The organism is Pseudomonas sp. BJa3, from assembly GCF_026343815.1.
GTDB lineage: Bacteria > Pseudomonadota > Gammaproteobacteria > Pseudomonadales > Pseudomonadaceae > Aquipseudomonas > Aquipseudomonas soli.
This window is the reverse complement of record NZ_JAOXMC010000007.1, coordinates 1-15,536: the sequence shown is the minus strand read 5'-3', so window position 1 is coordinate 15,536 and position 15,536 is coordinate 1. Positions and strand designations below refer to the sequence as shown.

At 65.1% G+C, this 15,536-nt stretch carries 13 protein-coding genes and 1 pseudogene; 4 read left to right on the top strand and 10 right to left on the bottom strand.

Annotated elements, in window-relative coordinates; genetic code table 11:
- Window positions 1-161 precede the first annotated feature (161 nt).
- From OH705_RS29265 to OH705_RS09810, 3 genes and pseudogenes are all read right to left on the bottom strand, one after another.
- A complete protein-coding gene (locus OH705_RS29265) occupies window positions 162-866 on the bottom strand; it encodes a methyl-accepting chemotaxis protein (protein ID WP_376780471.1) in 705 nt (234 codons plus the stop codon).
- A 228-nt stretch (window positions 867-1,094) separates the two neighbouring features.
- Window positions 1,095-1,205 (bottom strand): annotated as a pseudogene (locus OH705_RS29260) (hypothetical protein); the annotation flags it as partial.
- Window positions 1,206-1,972: 767 nt separating this feature from the next.
- The gene (locus tag OH705_RS09810) at window positions 1,973-3,736 is read right to left on the bottom strand and encodes an ABC transporter transmembrane domain-containing protein (protein WP_267302067.1); all 1,764 of its coding nucleotides are present in this window, start codon (window positions 3,734-3,736) and stop codon (window positions 1,973-1,975) included.
- Window positions 3,737-3,982: 246 nt separating this feature from the next.
- Here OH705_RS09810 and OH705_RS09805 point away from each other — a divergent pair, with 246 nt between their 5' ends.
- Complete coding sequence (locus tag OH705_RS09805; protein WP_023631968.1) at window positions 3,983-4,153, top strand: PA1571 family protein; 171 nt, start codon at window positions 3,983-3,985, stop codon at window positions 4,151-4,153.
- A gap of 96 nt (window positions 4,154-4,249) precedes the next feature.
- Here the strand turns inward: OH705_RS09805 and pdxB are convergent, their stop codons facing one another.
- The 3 genes from pdxB to rlmM all read right to left on the bottom strand — a co-directional run bounded on the left by pdxB (window position 4,250) and on the right by rlmM (window position 6,854).
- Window positions 4,250-5,392, bottom strand: a complete 1,143-nt coding sequence (gene pdxB / locus OH705_RS09800; RefSeq protein WP_267302065.1) for a 4-phosphoerythronate dehydrogenase PdxB — start codon at window positions 5,390-5,392, stop codon at window positions 4,250-4,252.
- Between the two features lie 47 nt (window positions 5,393-5,439).
- Window positions 5,440-5,682 (bottom strand): sulfurtransferase TusA, encoded by a 243-nt coding sequence (gene tusA / locus OH705_RS09795; protein WP_023632607.1) that lies wholly within the window; start codon window positions 5,680-5,682, stop codon window positions 5,440-5,442.
- Between the two features lie 107 nt (window positions 5,683-5,789).
- Entirely contained in the window at window positions 5,790-6,854 is a 1,065-nt protein-coding gene (gene rlmM / locus OH705_RS09790; protein ID WP_038705734.1) for a 23S rRNA (cytidine(2498)-2'-O)-methyltransferase RlmM, read from the bottom strand.
- Between the two features lie 219 nt (window positions 6,855-7,073).
- On the opposite strand from rlmM, the gene acnA reads away from it, so the two are divergent.
- The 3 genes from acnA to OH705_RS09775 all read left to right on the top strand — a co-directional run bounded on the left by acnA (window position 7,074) and on the right by OH705_RS09775 (window position 12,523).
- Complete coding sequence (gene acnA / locus OH705_RS09785) at window positions 7,074-9,815, top strand: aconitate hydratase AcnA (protein WP_094010564.1); 2,742 nt, start codon at window positions 7,074-7,076, stop codon at window positions 9,813-9,815.
- Between the two features lie 165 nt (window positions 9,816-9,980).
- Complete coding sequence (locus OH705_RS09780) at window positions 9,981-10,757, top strand: type II CAAX prenyl endopeptidase Rce1 family protein (protein WP_023630970.1); 777 nt, start codon at window positions 9,981-9,983, stop codon at window positions 10,755-10,757.
- A gap of 200 nt (window positions 10,758-10,957) precedes the next feature.
- A complete protein-coding gene (locus tag OH705_RS09775) occupies window positions 10,958-12,523 on the top strand; it encodes a methyl-accepting chemotaxis protein (protein ID WP_023630969.1) in 1,566 nt (521 codons plus the stop codon).
- 113 nt (window positions 12,524-12,636) lie between these two features.
- Here OH705_RS09775 and OH705_RS09770 read toward each other — a convergent pair whose 3' ends face one another.
- From OH705_RS09770 to OH705_RS09755, 4 genes are all read right to left on the bottom strand, one after another.
- Window positions 12,637-13,521, bottom strand: a complete 885-nt coding sequence (locus OH705_RS09770) for a pseudouridine synthase (RefSeq protein ID WP_031315279.1) — start codon at window positions 13,519-13,521, stop codon at window positions 12,637-12,639.
- 50 nt (window positions 13,522-13,571) lie between these two features.
- Window positions 13,572-13,880 (bottom strand): hypothetical protein, encoded by a 309-nt coding sequence (locus OH705_RS09765; RefSeq protein WP_023630967.1) that lies wholly within the window; start codon window positions 13,878-13,880, stop codon window positions 13,572-13,574.
- Window positions 13,881-13,951: 71 nt separating this feature from the next.
- A complete protein-coding gene (locus OH705_RS09760) occupies window positions 13,952-14,188 on the bottom strand; it encodes a glutaredoxin family protein (protein ID WP_023630966.1) in 237 nt (78 codons plus the stop codon).
- Window positions 14,189-14,262: 74 nt separating this feature from the next.
- Window positions 14,263-15,477: an ammonium transporter gene (locus OH705_RS09755; RefSeq protein WP_267302061.1), complete on the bottom strand. Its 1,215-nt coding sequence runs from the start codon at window positions 15,475-15,477 to the stop codon at window positions 14,263-14,265.
- Between the last annotated feature and the right edge of the window lie 59 nt (window positions 15,478-15,536).

Genomic DNA, 15,536 nt, shown 5'->3' with positions numbered 1-15,536 from the left:
CCCGGGCGGGGCCACGGCTGACGCCGCCCACAGCGTCCTCGGCCAACCAATGGATGGCGACAATCCGCCACAGGTAACTGATGCGACATGCGAATATGGCGGATTTCCCCACCCTCAAAAGCATCGCGGTGCAAGTCGCATCGGCGCACCGCAATGGCGATTCAAGCGGTCAATCGAGAAGTCACTTCGCCCAACTGACCCGACAGTCCATGCAGGCGCTGTCCGGCCTGCTCGGTTTGCTGCACCGCCTGCTGGTTGGCGGTGGCGATGCGGGTGATCTCGACCAGGTTGCGCGAGATATCCTCGGCGACGCTGGTCTGCTCCTCGGCTGCGGTAGCGATCTGCCGGTTCATGTCGCGTATCGCTTCAACTGCCGTGGTGATGCGCTGCAGCATCTGCCCGGCGTGCTGCACCTGCTCGGCTCCCTCCTCGCTGCGCTGCCGGCCACTTTCGATAGCCTTTACTGCCTCCACCGCACCCGACTGCACCGCCTCGATGATCTGGTGGATCTCGGCGATCGATGCCGCGGTGCGCTGGGCCAGGCTGCGTACCTCATCGGCTACTACCGCGAAACCCCGCCCGGCCTCGCCAGCACGGGCGGCCTCGATGGCGGCGTTAAGCGCCAGCAGGTTGGTCTGTTCGGCGATGCCGCGAATCACTTCAAGCACCTTGCCGATGCGCGTGCTGTCGTTTTCCAGGTGGCGAATCACCGTTGCGGTGCCGGCGATCTCGCGGTTGACCACGGCAATGGTGTCGATGGTGCGCTGCATGACCTGCTCGCCCGCCTGGGCGCTGTGGTCGGCCTCGTCCGCCGCGCGGGCGGCATCGGCGGCATGGCGGGCCACTTCCTGGGCGGTGGCGGACATCTCGTGCATGGCCGTGGCGACCTGGTCGGTACGCTGGAACTGATCATGGGTGCCATGGGCCATGTCGCTGGCGATACGGCTGAGCTGGCCGCTGGCGCTCTCCAGCTCCTCGGCGTTGTCCTTGAGCCGACCGACGGTGTCGGCAAGAAAATCACGCAGGGTGTTGGCCGCCAGCGCCAGGCGCCCGAGTTCATCCTCGCGACGGCTGTCGACCCGGGCGGCGAAACGCCCCTGGCTGAGCTGGGCGACGTAGTCGATCAACTGGCGGATCGGCTCGACCAGGCTGCGGTTGACCAACCACAGGCTGAACAGCCCGACCAGCACGGCCGAGGCCAGCATCACCAGAACGCCCAACCACACCGTTCGCTCGGCGCTGGCGCTGATGGCGTCGGCACGCCCGTGGGCATCGGCGCGCAGTTGCTCCACCAGAGCACTCATCTGGTCGCTGGTGGCGCGGTCCACGCCCTTGACCGCCAGGTCGCCGGCCACCGGGTCGCCACCGGCAGCCAGGAATGCCTGGCGCCCTTGCTCGTAGGCCGAACCCAGCTGGCGGTGGCTGACCTTGAGCTGCTCCAGGCGCGCCTTGAGCGCCGGATCGCTGCTGTCGATCAATTGCCCCAGCAATTGCTGCACCTGCTGCTCGCGGGCCTGGAACTGCTGCCAGTACTTGTCCAGCTCCGCCGGTTGGCGACCACGCAGCAGCACGTTCTTCCATTCCTGCACCTGGATCTTGAACTGCAGGTTGGCTTCGTCGATCAACTGCGAGGCACGCAACGGTCCGTCCACCAGCTCGGCGTAGCCGCGCACACTGGAGGACAGGAACTGGAAGCACACCAGGGCGATCAACAGGATCGCCACCAGGCTGCCACCGAGCAGGGAGAGAATTTGGACTCTGAGGGATTTACGCAAGATTGCGATCTCGGAACAAGGAAGAGGGAAACGACGCACGCCGGCACCGCCGACAGAGGCCTCCTTGTCCTCGTTCGCTGCCCCATCAACGCCGCCATCGTGGGATGGCAACCAGGGCAAGCACCTGCGCAACAGCCGAGGCAGATAGTCTCAGGCAATTGCTACAGATTTGTTACAGAACAGCGACAGCAAGATACTCAGCCCGAGTTGAATTGCAGTGCTGCCAGGCGGGCGTAGAGTGGGCTTTGCTCGATCAGTTGTCGATGGGTCCCGACGGCCGCCAGTCGGCCTTTGTCGATCACCGCGATACGGTCGGCATGCTGCACCGTCGCCAGGCGGTGGGCGATGACCAGAGTGGTGCGCCCAGCCATCAGTTGTGGCAATGCCTGCTGGATCAGATACTCGCTTTGTGCGTCCAGCGCGCTGGTGGCTTCATCCAGCAGCAGAATCGGCGCATCCACCAGCAGCGCCCGGGCGATCGCCAGGCGCTGGCGCTGGCCACCGGACAAGCCCACGCCACCCTCGCCCAAGGGTGTCTGGTAGCCCTGGGGCAGCTGGATGATGAATTCATGGGCATGGGCACCGCGCGCAGCCGCCTCGACCTCGGCCAGGCTGGCCTCGGGCCGACCGTAGCGGATATTGGCCTCGACCGTGCCGCGAAACAGCGCCGGCTGCTGGGCTACCAGGGCAAACTGGCGACGCAGGTCGACAGGTGCCAGCCCGGTGATCGGCTGGCCATCAAGCAAAATCGCGCCACCTTGCGGGTCGTAGAACCGCAGCAGCAGGTCGAACAGGGTCGACTTGCCAGCCCCCGACGGGCCGACCAGCGCCAAAGTCTCGCCGGGGCGGATATGCAGACTGAGGCCGTCGACGGCCGCCACTGCGGGCCGTGACGGGTAGGCGAAGCGCACCTCGCGCAGTTCGATGTCGCCATTGGTACGCCCGTGCGCCAACCCCACCGGCTGTGACGGCGCCAGGATCGCCGTCTGCGCCGCCAGCAGCTCGGCGATGCGCTCGGCGGCACCGGCGGCCCGTTGCAATTCGCCGATCACCTCGCTCAGGGTGCCGAAGGCGCTGCCGACGATCAGGCTGTAGAACACGAACGCGGCGAGCTCGCCACCCGAGATGCGCCCAGCGATCACATCCGTGCCACCCACCCAGAGCATTACCCCCACTGCGCCAAGCACCAGCACGATCACCAGGGTAATCAGCCAGGCACGCTGGGCGATACGCCGCCGCGCCACGTCGAACGCCGCCTCCACGGTGTCACCGAACAGTGCCTGGTCACGCGCCTGGTGGTTGTAGGCCTGCACCGTCTTGATCTGGCCAAGGGTCTCGGCGACATAGCTGCCCACATCGGCCACCCGGTCCTGGCTCTGCCGCGACAGGCTGCGCACGCGCCGGCCGAACAGGAGGATCGGCGCCAGCACCAGGGGCAGGGCCAGCACCACGATGCTGGTCAGCTTGGGGTTAGTGACGAACAGCAGAATCACCCCGCCGACCACCATCAGCGCATTGCGCAGGAACAGCGACAGCGACGAGCCGATGACGGACTGCAGCAAAGTGGTGTCGGCAGTCAGCCGCGACTGGATCTCCGAACTACGGTTGTCCTCGAAGAACCCCGGATGCAGCCAGACCAGGTGGTCGAACACTGCCCGGCGGATATCGGCCACGCAGCGCTCGCCGATCCACGATACCAGGTAGAAACGGGCGAAGGTCCCCACCGCCAGCGCCACCACCAGCAGCATGAAGAGGCCGATGGTCTGGTTGAGCTGGTGCGCCGAGCCGGTCATGAAGCCCTGGTCGACCAGCAGACGGATGCCCTGCCCCATGGACAAGGTAATGGCGGCGGTGACCACCAGCGCCAGCAAGGCCAGCAGCGCCTGGCGGCGGTAGGGGCGGACGAACTGCCAGCCCAGGTGCAGTGCCCGGCGCTGGCGAGAAGAGATTGGATCAGGCATGGCAAAGCCATTCGGCTGGGGGATAGCACAAGACTACCACTCGTCGGCCTTCTGCAACCCCTGGGATTGTGTCGCCGTCCCATCATCGAGCGGTGCAGCAGTGACTATGCCCAATCGTTCTAACCCGGTACTGGAGCTTTGCCGCGCTTTCTGTTGGACTGATTTGGCAAGACGCCTAACAAGCTGTCACAGACCAGTCACGGCGAAGCATTACCTTGAGCTTGAACCTGAAAGAGGAGACAGGACATGAGCTTGCAGCACACCAATACGGCCACTACCCAGACGCGCCCGCAACCTCAGGTTTGCGGCTCGATCATCGATGCCCAAGGCCGCGAAGTCCCGATCACAGAACAGATGATCCAGAAAGCCTGCAAAGACCTGGAAGACAGTCGGGTAGAGAAAGTCCGCAAGGACTGACCCCCTTGAATTGCGTGCAAACCCGGCGCCTGCGCCGGGTTTTTCTTTGTGTGCCCCAGCCTCAACTGCGGGTATGGACTTGGCCCACGACCGCCATCACACCAGAACCGCCCCCAACGCGCTGACCACCTGCGCCAGTTGCGGCGCCTCCCCCCGCAGCCGTACCGCCAATCCCTCGATTTCACGGCGCACCGGATAAAGCTTGCGCAGCAGGTCGAACGCGGCGCGTTGCTCGGCCGAGTCGTCGCTGAGGCTGCGACGAAAATCCGCATCGTCGCGACGCGGGTCGTACACCGCGCGGCACAGGGTGGCCAATGTCCACCCCGGCTCCGCGCTGGCGTCGAACTCGATCTGCGCCAAGCCCGTCGCCGGCAACAGGTCGGCCAGTCGCACCTGCTCGGGCAAGCCCTGCCAGCGGCAGAACGCCTGGTAGATCTGCGCCGTGCCACGCTGCTTGCCATCCAGGCTGTAACCGGCGATATGCGGCGTGGCCAGGGTGCACAGATCGGCCAGCGCCAGGTCCACCTGCGGCTCGCCCTCCCACACGTCGAGCACCGCATGCACGTCCTCGCGATCCAGCAGCAGTTCGCGCAGGGCCGCGTTGTCCACTACCGGTCCACGGCTGGCGTTGATGAGCCAGGCGCCGGCACGCAGGCGCGCCAGGCCAGGCTGGTCGAGCAGGTGCCAGGTCGGGTGCTCGCCGCCGCGTTGCAGCGGCGTGTGCAGGCTGATCACATCGCATTGTTCGAGGATCGTCTCGAGATCGACAAAGTCGCCGCCCTCGCTGGCCTGGCGCACCGGGTCGCACACCAGCACCTTCCAACCGAGACCGCGCAGCACCCGCACCAGCCGCCCGCCGACCTCACCTGCGCCGACCACGCCGTAGACGCGCTTGCCCAGGTCGGCCCCCTCGAGCTCGGCCAGGGTCAGCAGGCTGCCCAGCACGTAGTCCACCACGCCACGGGCGTTGCAGCCCGGCGCGCTGCTCCAGTTAATACCGGCTTCGGCGAAATGTTCGAGGTCGAGGTGATCGGTGCCGATGGTGCAGGTGCCGACAAAGCGTACCCGACTGCCCTCGAGCAGTTGCCGATCGACGCGAGTCACCGAGCGTACCAGCAGCACGTCGGCGTCCTTGACGCAGGCGGCGTCGATGGCCCGGCCGGGATAACGGCGGATTTCACCGAAACCGGCAAAGAAGGCATCGAGCAGCGGGATATTCTCGTCGGCAACTATCAGCATGGCGCTCTCCTGTCAGGGGAGCGCAGTGTAGCGCGATCGCGGCGGGCTCAGTCGGCCTTCTTGCGGATCCAGTACAGGTAGGTTCCGGCGTCTTCTTCCTGGCCGAGCAGCTCGTGGCCGAGGAAGATGCAGAACTTGGGGATGTCGCGGCGGGTCGACGGGTCGGTGGCGATGACCTTGAGCACGCCGCCGGATACCAGCTCGCGCACATGCTTGTGCAGCATCATCACCGGCTCTGGGCAGTTCAGGCCGGTGGCGTCGAGGATCGCGTCGTGGGTGAAATCGGTCATGAAAGGCTCCGCAAAATGCTCGTCATTGTGGCGTATCGGCCGAGGGGCGCCAAGCCCACCCCCGCAAGAGCCGGGTACGGTGGGAGAGGGCTTGCCCCGCGATCGGCTCAGCGCGGCTTCAGGTCCAGCCGGCGCAGATGGCAAGTGACTTCCTCACGGTCGTGATACAGCTGCTTGCAGGCGATCGACACCTTCACCTTGCGCGCCTTGAACCCAGCCTCGATGCGATCCAGCAGCTTGCGAACCTCGGCATGGCGTTGCTTCATCGGCAGCTTCAGGTTGACCACCGCCTCGCGGCACAAGCCCTCGCCCAGCCAGGTCTCGATCAGCGAAGCGGTGCGCGCCGGCTTCTCGACGATATCGCAGACCATCCAGTCCACCGTCTGCTTCGGCTGCCAGGTAAAGCCGTCGGCCATCAGATGAGTGACCAGGCCGGTATCCATCAGGCTCTCGGCCATCGGCCCGTTGTCGATGGCGGTCACCAGCATGCCGCGCTTGACCAGCTGGTAGGTCCAGCCGCCGGGCGAGGCGCCCAGGTCGACACCCGTCATGTCGTCGTTCAGGCGCGCGTCCCATTGCTCGCGCGGGATGAACTGGTGCCAGGCCTCCTCGAGCTTGAGGGTCGAGCGGCTCGGGGCCTCGCGGGGGAACTTCAGGCGTGGGATGCCCATCGGCCACAGCGCCGAGTTGTCGGCTTCGGCCAGGCCGAGGAAGACCCGGCGGCCGCTGATGAAAGTCAGCAGCAGACGCGGACGGCGGGCGTCATCGACCAGACGGCCGGCCTTCTCCAGGGCCTTGCGTAGCGGCACCTCGAACTTGCGGCAGAAGGTCGACAGCTCCTTGCCCTCGTTGCTGTCGAGCACCTCCAGCCACAGGCTGCCGCACACCGGCAGCGCAGCCAGGTGCTCGAGCAGCACGCTGATACGGTCGGTCTCCGGCAGCTCGACGTACGTGCCGCGGGCCCACTGGCGCGGGAAGATCAGCTGCGAAAAGCGTAGCGCCTGCATCATGCGTTCGGCGCCACCGGGCTCGGTGCAGACGAACTCGGCGCAGGCACTCTGCGGCTTGCCCTTGGCATAGCCGGGCACGCCCAAATGGGCGGCGTGTTCGCTGATTTCGGCGCAGACCTCGCCCTCGAAGCCGGGCCGGCAATGCATGAACAGGGTATTCATTTCTCACTCCACATCACTGGCGCAGACGGCGCCAGGGCGGCGAATGATAAAGGAAGTCGGGAACCAGCGACACGCCCCATCGGTCCAGAAAAGGGTCGGGACCGGCAAACCGGTCTAACCTGACTGTTCAGCCAGGTCCGTGCCGTGCGGACTGGTCCAGAGCGGTGACACCGGCGAGCAACCCGCAGTCGCCGGGCACCGGAGCACAAGGAGTTGTAAATGCCCTCGCTCGATAGCCTGAAAACCCTCAAGACCCTCCAGGTGGCCGACCGCGCCTACCACTATTTCAGCTTGCCCGACGCCGCCCGCCAGCTCGGCGACCTGCAACGCCTGCCCATGTCGCTCAAGGTACTGCTGGAGAACCTGCTGCGCTGGGAAGACGGCAAGACCGTCACCGGCGACGACCTCAAGGCCCTGGCCGCCTGGCTGCAGGAGCGCCGCTCCGACCGCGAGATCCAGTACCGCCCGGCTCGGGTGCTGATGCAAGACTTCACCGGCGTGCCGGCGGTGGTCGACCTGGCCGCCATGCGTGCGGCCATGGCCAAGGCCGGCGGCGACCCGCAGCGGATCAATCCGTTGTCGCCGGTGGACCTGGTGATCGACCACTCGGTGATGGTCGACCGTTATGCCACCCCGGCCGCGTTCGCCCAGAACGTCGACATCGAGATGCAGCGCAACGGTGAGCGCTACGCCTTCCTGCGCTGGGGCCAGAACGCCTTCGACAACTTCCGTGTGGTGCCGCCGGGCACCGGCATCTGCCACCAGGTCAACCTTGAATACCTGGGCCGCACGGTATGGACCCGCGAAGAGGACGGCCACACCTATGCCTTCCCCGACACCCTGGTCGGCACCGATTCGCACACCACCATGATCAATGGCCTGGGCGTGCTCGGCTGGGGCGTGGGCGGAATCGAAGCCGAGGCGGCCATGCTTGGCCAACCGGTATCGATGCTGATCCCCGAAGTCATCGGGTTCAAGCTCACCGGCAAGCTGCGCGAGGGCATCACCGCCACCGACCTGGTGCTGACGGTGACACAGATGCTGCGCAAGAAGGGCGTGGTGGGCAAGTTCGTCGAGTTCTATGGCGACGGCCTGGCCGACCTGCCGCTGGCCGACCGCGCGACCATCGCCAACATGGCCCCCGAGTATGGGGCCACCTGTGGCTTCTTCCCGGTCGACCAGGTGACCCTGGACTATCTGCGCCTGTCCGGCCGCCCCGAGGAAACCGTGCAACTGGTCGAGGCTTACTGCAAGGCCCAGGGTCTGTGGCGCCTGCCCGGCCAGGAGCCGCTGTTCAGCGACACCCTGGCGTTGGACATGAACGAGGTTGAAGCCAGCCTGGCCGGGCCGAAGCGTCCGCAGGACCGCGTTGCCCTGGGCCAGGTACGCCAAGCCTTCGACCACTTCATCGAGTTGCAACCCAAGCCCCTGGCCAAGGAGGTCGGTCGCCTGGAAAGCGAAGGCGGCGGTGGCGTGGCGGTGGGCAATGCCGACCAGGCCGGCGAGATCGACTACACCCACGACAACCAGACCCACACCCTGCGCGACGGCGCGGTGGTGATCGCCGCCATCACCTCCTGCACCAACACCTCCAACCCCAGCGTGATGATGGCCGCCGGGCTGGTGGCGAAGAAAGCCGTGGAGAAAGGCCTGCAACGAAAACCCTGGGTGAAGAGTTCGCTCGCCCCCGGCTCCAAGGTGGTCACCGACTACTACAAGGCCGCAGGCCTGACACCCTACCTCGACCAGCTCGGTTTCGACCTGGTCGGCTATGGCTGCACCACCTGTATCGGCAACTCGGGCCCCCTGGACGAGGCCATCGAGCAAGCCATCGGCAGCGCCGACCTCACCGTCGCCTCGGTGCTGTCGGGCAACCGCAACTTCGAAGGCCGGGTACACCCGCTGGTCAAGACCAACTGGCTGGCTTCGCCGCCGCTGGTGGTGGCCTACGCCCTGGCCGGCAGCGTGCGCGTCGACCTCAGCCAGGACCCGCTCGGCACCGGCAAGGACGGCAAGCCCGTGTACCTGCGCGACATCTGGCCAAGCCAGCAGGAAATCGCCGAGGCGGTCAGCAATGTCGACACCCGCATGTTCCACAAGGAATACGCCGAGGTGTTCGCCGGCGATGCCCAATGGCAGGCGATCGAGGTGCCCCAGGCCGCGACCTATGTCTGGCAGGACGACTCCACCTATATCCAGCACCCACCCTTCTTCGACGACATCGGCGGCCCGCTGCCGGAGATCGCTGATGTGCGCAACGCACGCATCCTCGCCTTGCTCGGTGATTCGGTGACCACCGACCACATTTCACCGGCCGGCAACATCAAGGCCGACAGCCCGGCCGGGCGCTACCTGCGCGACAAGGGCGTGGAACCTCGTGACTTCAACTCCTACGGTTCGCGTCGCGGCAACCATGAAGTAATGATGCGCGGTACCTTCGCCAACATCCGCATCCGCAACGAAATGCTCGGCGGCGAGGAAGGTGGCAACACCCTGTACGTGCCCAGCGGTGAAAAGCTGTCGATCTACGATGCCGCCATGCGTTACCAGAAGGATGGCACGCCGCTGGTGGTGATCGCCGGGCAGGAATACGGCACCGGTTCCAGCCGTGACTGGGCGGCCAAGGGCACCAACCTGCTGGGGGTCAAGGCGGTGCTGGCGGAAAGTTTCGAACGCATCCACCGCTCCAACCTGGTGGGCATGGGCGTGCTGCCGCTGCAGTTCAAGGCGGGGGACGATCGCAAGCGCCTGGGGCTGACCGGCAGCGAGCGCATCGATGTGCTTGGGCTGACCGATGCGCAGATCCGCCCGGGCATGAGCCTGCCGCTGCGCATTACCCGCGAGGATGGGCGCCAGGACCAGATCGAGGTGCTGTGCCGGATCGATACGCTCAATGAGGTGGAATACTTCAAATCGGGGGGGATCCTGCATTATGTGCTGCGGCAATTGATCGCAGGGTAGGAACTCACTGCTCGCGCCCGCGCCTTTGGTGCGGGCTGTCGTGGGAGCGGGGTTGCCCCGCTCCCATGCCTGCGCCTTCATATCGTTGTTCCTGCAAAGCATGGTGTCCTGAAGCCGCTTGGCTGAGTCCTACCCTCCATGGACCCACCGGCACAAGGAAACCCAATGCCCCGTCTCCACTGGATCGCCCTGCTCCTGCTCGGCCTCGGCTACACCCTCGCACTGACCCACGGCAGTATCGGCCTGATCGCCCTGCCCGCCTTGCTCGCCCTGTTCTGCAGCGGCCTGCTGGCGCGCCGCCAGGTCCGCTGGCAACAGACCCTCGGCCACCTGCTCTTCGTCGTTCTCGCCATCGCCTTGGCGCTGCACTGGCTGCCCGGCTTCCATGGCGCCCGCGTCATCGACAAGGCCGTCCTCAGCGAAGGCGCGGTGCCCTTCTCCATGTACCTGAACCTCGACAAGCCGCTGATCGGCCTATGGCTGCTGCTGGCCTGCCCTTGGCTGGTAATGCTGCGCGCTCGCGGCCTGGCCATGAGCCTGGCGCTGATCCTGCCCCTTACCCTGTTCGCCTGCCTGGGTGGCGCCTGGACCCTGGGCCTGGTGGCCTGGGCACCGAAGTGGCCTGACCAGGCCTGGCTGTGGCTGGCCAACAACCTGCTGCTGGTGAGCCTGACCGAGGAACTGCTGTTCCGTGGCTATATCCAGGGCGGCCTGCAACGTCTGTTCAAGCATGAGGGGTTGGCCCTGCTGCTCGCCGCGCTGTTGTTCGGCCTCGCGCACCTGGCTGGCGGCTGGCAGTGGTTCTATCTGGCCACCCTGGCCGGGGTGGGATATGGTCTGGCCTATCGCCATGGAGGGTTGGCCGCGGCAGTCGCGTGCCATGCCTGCGTCAACCTGGCGCACTTCGCCCTGTTCAGCTACCCGATGCTGGCCCCGAGCTGAACAATCGGTCATGATCAGACTTATTCGTCATAATTTATAAAGAAAACTGCAATATTGAAGGCAATGGCTGCGATCAGGATGGTTGCGATAGCTCAACCACACCGATGGCTCCTTGCCATAGATCAAGGCAGTCAAATATTCATTCAATAAAACCAGAGGCTTGCCGATACCCGTCGAAAGCCTTGCGGATTGAACAGCCAATGCGTAACAACCAGCCGATTACCCAGAGAGAACGGACTTTCCCTGCCCAGCAGCGGTTGATCTCCACCACCAACGCCAAAGGCGTGATCACTTACTGCAACGATGCCTTCATCGAGATCAGCGGGTTTTCCCGCGAAGAACTGATGGGCGCACCGCATAATCTGGTGCGCCACCCCGACGTCCCGGCCGCCGTGTTCGCCCATATGTGGCAGACCCTCAAGCAGGGCCTGCCGTGGATGGGCATCGTCAAGAACCGCTGCAAGTCGGGCGACCACTATTGGGTCAATGCCTACGTCACGCCAATCTTCGACAGCAACCAGGTGGTCGGCTACGAGTCGGTGCGGGTCAAGCCCACGGCCGAGCAGATCCGCCGCGCCGAGGCGCTGTACCAGCGCATCAACCAGGGCAAGTCGGCCATCCCGAAACGGGACAAATGGCTGCCGGTGCTGCAGGACTGGCTGCCGTTCATCCTGGTCAGCCAGATCGGTTTCCTGATCGGCAACTGGCTTGGCCACTCCTGGGGCTTTGCCCTGGCCGCCGGCTTGTCGGTGCCGCTCGGCCTGCTTGGGTTGAGCTGGCAGCAACGGGGCCTCAAGCGCTTGCTGCGCCTGGCCGAGCAGACCACTTCCGACCCCCTGATCGCGCAGATGTATACCGACAGCCGCGGCGTCCAGGCACGCCTGGAAATGGCCATGCTCAGCCAGGACGCACGCATGAAGACCTGCCTGACCCGGCTGCAGGACAGCGCCGAGCAGCTCAGCGACCAGGCCCGCCAGTCCGACACCCTCGCCCACCAGAGCTCCACGGGCCTGGAGCGTCAGCGCGTGGAGACCGAGCAGGTGGCTGCCGCCGTCAACCAGATGGCAGCCACCACCCAGGAAGTGGCCAACCATGTCCAGCGCACCGCAGACGCGACGCAGGAGGCCAATCGCCTGACCAGCCAGGGCCGCAATATCGCCGGCGAAACCCGTGATGCCATCGAGCGGCTGTCGGCTGCCGTGGGCGAAACCGGGCTGACCGTCACTCAACTGGCCAAGGACAGCGACGAGATTGGCGGCGTGGTCGATGTGATCAAGGGCATCGCCGACCAGACCAACCTGCTGGCGCTCAACGCCGCCATCGAAGCGGCGCGTGCCGGTGAGATGGGCCGCGGCTTCGCCGTGGTGGCCGATGAGGTCCGCCAGCTGGCCCAGCGCACCGCTGAATCCACCGGGCAGATCCACACACTGATCGCCAAGCTGCAACAGACTGCCAACAACGCGGTGCAGACCATGGAGACCGGCCATCGCCAGGCCCAGGAAGGTGTCGAGCGGGTCATGCAGGCCGACGAGGCATTGGTGGGCATCAGTGAGGCCGTGGCCAACATCACCGACATGGCGACCCAGATCGCCGCGGCCACCGAAGAGCAGAGCGCGGTGGCCGAGGAGATCAGCCGCAACATCAGCACCATCGCCGACCTCGCCGACCAGACCGCCGGCCAGGCCCAGCGCTCGGCGCTGCTCAGCGAAGAGCTGACCAGCACGGCGGGTACCCAGTACTCGCTGGTGGAGCGCTTCAACCGCTGATGGCAAAAGGCGCCGCTTAAGCGGCGCATCGCCGGCAAGCCGGCTCCCACACTGACCGCGAAGCCCTCAGGCCAAGCGCCATCTCTGTGGTAGCCGACTTGCCGGCGATGTGTCTACCAGTCGAGCTTCAGCCGGCTCTCGAAGTAACGCACCTCACCCGTCAACGGATCCTCGAAACGCAGGCTATGGGCCAGCAGCTTGAGTGGTCGTGCGTAATCATCCTGCTCGTTGACCAGTTGCGGATAGAACGGATCGTTGCAGATCCCCGCGCCCAGCGCCGCCATATGAACGCGTAACTGGTGGGTCTTGCCGGTGACCGGTGACAGGCCATAGCGCCACAGATCGCCATTTTTCTCCAGCACACAGGCATGGGTTTCGCTGTTGTCGACTCCTTCCACCTCATGCATGCGGAAGAACGGCTCGCCATGCACCAGACGGCTGCGATGCACCAACGGGTAATCATGCTGCGGCATGGCCGCGGCAATGGCCTGGTAATGCTTGTCGATACGCCGCTCGGGGAACAGACGCTGATAGGCGCCACGGCTCTGCGGATTGGCAGAGAACAGCACCAGCCCGGCAGTGTGCCGGTCGATGCGATGCAGCGGCACCAGGTGCGGGTTGTCCAGGCGCCGGATCAGCCGACGCAGCAGGGTCTGCTCGACGTACTCGCCGGTAGGCGTCACAGGCAGGAAATGCGGCTTGTCTGCCACCACCAGGTGCTCATCCACATGCAGGATTTCTTCCTGAACCGGGATCACCTTTTCATTGGGTACTTCACGAAAATAGTGGAGGCGCATCCCCCGACGATAGCGGGTGTCCGCTGCAATGGGCTGGCCCTCGGCATTCAATACCCGCCCTCGGGCGAAGCGGTCGAGCCACTGCTCACGCGCGATGCCCTTGAAATGATCGCACAGGCAGTCGAGCACGTTGGCCCAGGGCCCCGGAGGCAGGCATACGGTACTGGCTTGCTGGCGGGCGGGGTCAAAAGGCGTGGTCATCATCAGGCTCGGTCAAGCAGGGGCAGGTATTATCCCCTACCCGGCGTACCTCAACCAGCCTCGCACGCCGGCTCGCAACGCGCCTTTAGCCAGCGCAGCACCTGAACCGCGTCCCAGCGCCCCGGATCGTAGAGGGCGTAGCTCATTCCCTGGTAGCCCACCACATCCAGCGGGCGGTGAAAACCGGCGCGCTGGAACAGCGCCTCGATCTCGGCGAAACAGGTATTGAAATGGACCTTGCCGAACGGTGTGCGCTCGTCGGTGACGATGCCATCGAGGCGCAGTTCCAGCACCGCCTCGCACACACGCTCGGGGGCCATGTGGTTGATGCTGTACTTGAGTTGCTCGACATTGAGCATGGCTTCACCTTGGATACTGTATTTATATACAGCATACGTAGCCAGCCACCGCGCCGTCAATGCGCCGCCGCTCAACCAAGGAAGGCCACCACCTGCTCGGCATCGAACGGCCAGCCCAGCTCGGCGCCGGTGTCACAGCGGCGCAGTACCGGGATGACCAGGCCGTAGCGTTCGAACAGCACCTCGTCCTCGGCGATATCGACCAGCTCGACCAACAAGCCGTGCTCGACGAATGGCATCAGCATGGCTTCGGCCACTTCGCACAGATGGCACCCGAGGGTGCCGAACAATTGGGTTTCAGGCAGCATGCGTCTATTCCGCAAAATCGCAGGAAGGGATGCTCATTCTAGGTCCGCCTGCGCCTGCGTGCACCTGACGTGCCTCAATCCTGGCTGGTGGCGCCGATTCGATGCACAGACAAGTCGGCGCCCTGGAACTCCTGCTCATGGCTCAGACGCAGGCCATGCAACGCCTTGATCAACCCGTACACGGCGAAGCCACCGGCCAGGGCGACCAGTACCCCCGCCAGACTGCCCAACAGCTGGCTGACCAGGCTGACACCACCCAGCCCACCCAGGGCCACCTGCCCGAACACGCCGCAGGCGATGCCACCCCAAACGCCACACAGCCCGTGCAACGGCCATACCCCCAGCACGTCGTCGATCTTCCAGCGATTCTGCGCGGCAGTGAAGCACCAGACGAACAACCCGCCGGCCACAAGGCCGGTCACCAGCGCCCCCAGAGGATGCATCAGGTCGGAACCTGCGCACACCGCCACCAGGCCGGCCAACGGGCCGTTGTGCAGGAACCCCGGGTCGTTGCGCCCGGCCAGCAAGGCCGACAGGGTGCCACCGACCATGGCCATCAGCGAGTTGATCGCCACCAACCCGCTCACCCCTTGCAGGGTCTGGGCGCTCATCACGTTGAAGCCGAACCAGCCGATGATCAGGATCCACGACCCCAGCGCCAGGAACGGTATGCTGGAGGGCGCGAACGCCACCAGCCGGCCGTCTCGGTAACGGCCGCGGCGCGCGCCCAGCAGCAGCACCGCGGCCAGCGCCAGCCAGCCCCCCATGGCGTGCACCACCACGGAGCCGGCGAAGTCGTGGAAGGGTGCCCCGAAGCGCATATGCAGCCAGGCCTGCAGGCCGAAGTTGCCGTTCCAAACGATGCCTTCGAAAAACGGATAAATGAACGCCACGATCAACGCCGTCGCGCACAGTTGTGGCGCAAAGCGCGCCCGCTCGGCGATACCACCGGAAATGATGGCCGGGATGGCCGCGGCGAAGGTCAGCAGGAAAAAGCATTTGACCAGGGCGTAGCCATGGTCATCGGCGAGAGCCGCGGCAGGCTGCAGAAAGCTCACCCCATAGGCAATCCAGTAGCCGATGAAAAAGTACACCAGCGCGGATATCGCGAAATCGCTGAGGATCTTCGACAGTGCGTTTACCTGATTCTTGTGCCGCACCGTGCCGACCTCGAGAAAGGCGAACCCCGCGTGCATTGCCAGGACCAGGATCGCGCCCATGAGGATGAACAAGGTGTTGGAGCCGTGGACCAGTGAGTCCATCGCGCTATGTGTACGGATCACCCACATGGGTTACACAAAAGTTCACTCACATAGGTGACAACACCTTGAGTGTTACATAACCATCA

Bases quoted from the DNA above. Each gene is read 5' to 3' on its own strand.
- acnA (WP_094010564.1), top strand. From the start codon at position 7,074: ATGCCCTCGCTCGATAGCCTGAAAACCCTCAAGACCCTCCAGGTGGCC.
- OH705_RS09780 (WP_023630970.1), top strand. From the start codon at position 9,981: ATGCCCCGTCTCCACTGGATCGCCCTGCTCCTGCTCGGCCTCGGCTAC.
- pdxB (WP_267302065.1), bottom strand. From the start codon at position 5,392: ATGCTGATAGTTGCCGACGAGAATATCCCGCTGCTCGATGCCTTCTTT.
- OH705_RS09775 (WP_023630969.1), top strand. From the start codon at position 10,958: ATGCGTAACAACCAGCCGATTACCCAGAGAGAACGGACTTTCCCTGCC.
- OH705_RS09765 (WP_023630967.1), bottom strand. From the start codon at position 13,880: ATGCTCAATGTCGAGCAACTCAAGTACAGCATCAACCACATGGCCCCC.
- OH705_RS09810 (WP_267302067.1), bottom strand. From the start codon at position 3,736: ATGCCTGATCCAATCTCTTCTCGCCAGCGCCGGGCACTGCACCTGGGC.
- tusA (WP_023632607.1), bottom strand. From the start codon at position 5,682: ATGACCGATTTCACCCACGACGCGATCCTCGACGCCACCGGCCTGAAC.
- rlmM (WP_038705734.1), bottom strand. From the start codon at position 6,854: ATGAATACCCTGTTCATGCATTGCCGGCCCGGCTTCGAGGGCGAGGTC.
- OH705_RS09805 (WP_023631968.1), top strand. From the start codon at position 3,983: ATGAGCTTGCAGCACACCAATACGGCCACTACCCAGACGCGCCCGCAA.
- OH705_RS09770 (WP_031315279.1), bottom strand. From the start codon at position 13,521: ATGACCACGCCTTTTGACCCCGCCCGCCAGCAAGCCAGTACCGTATGC.
- OH705_RS09755 (WP_267302061.1), bottom strand. From the start codon at position 15,477: ATGTGGGTGATCCGTACACATAGCGCGATGGACTCACTGGTCCACGGC.
- OH705_RS29265 (WP_376780471.1), bottom strand. From the start codon at position 866: ATGTCCGCCACCGCCCAGGAAGTGGCCCGCCATGCCGCCGATGCCGCC.
- OH705_RS09760 (WP_023630966.1), bottom strand. From the start codon at position 14,188: ATGCTGCCTGAAACCCAATTGTTCGGCACCCTCGGGTGCCATCTGTGC.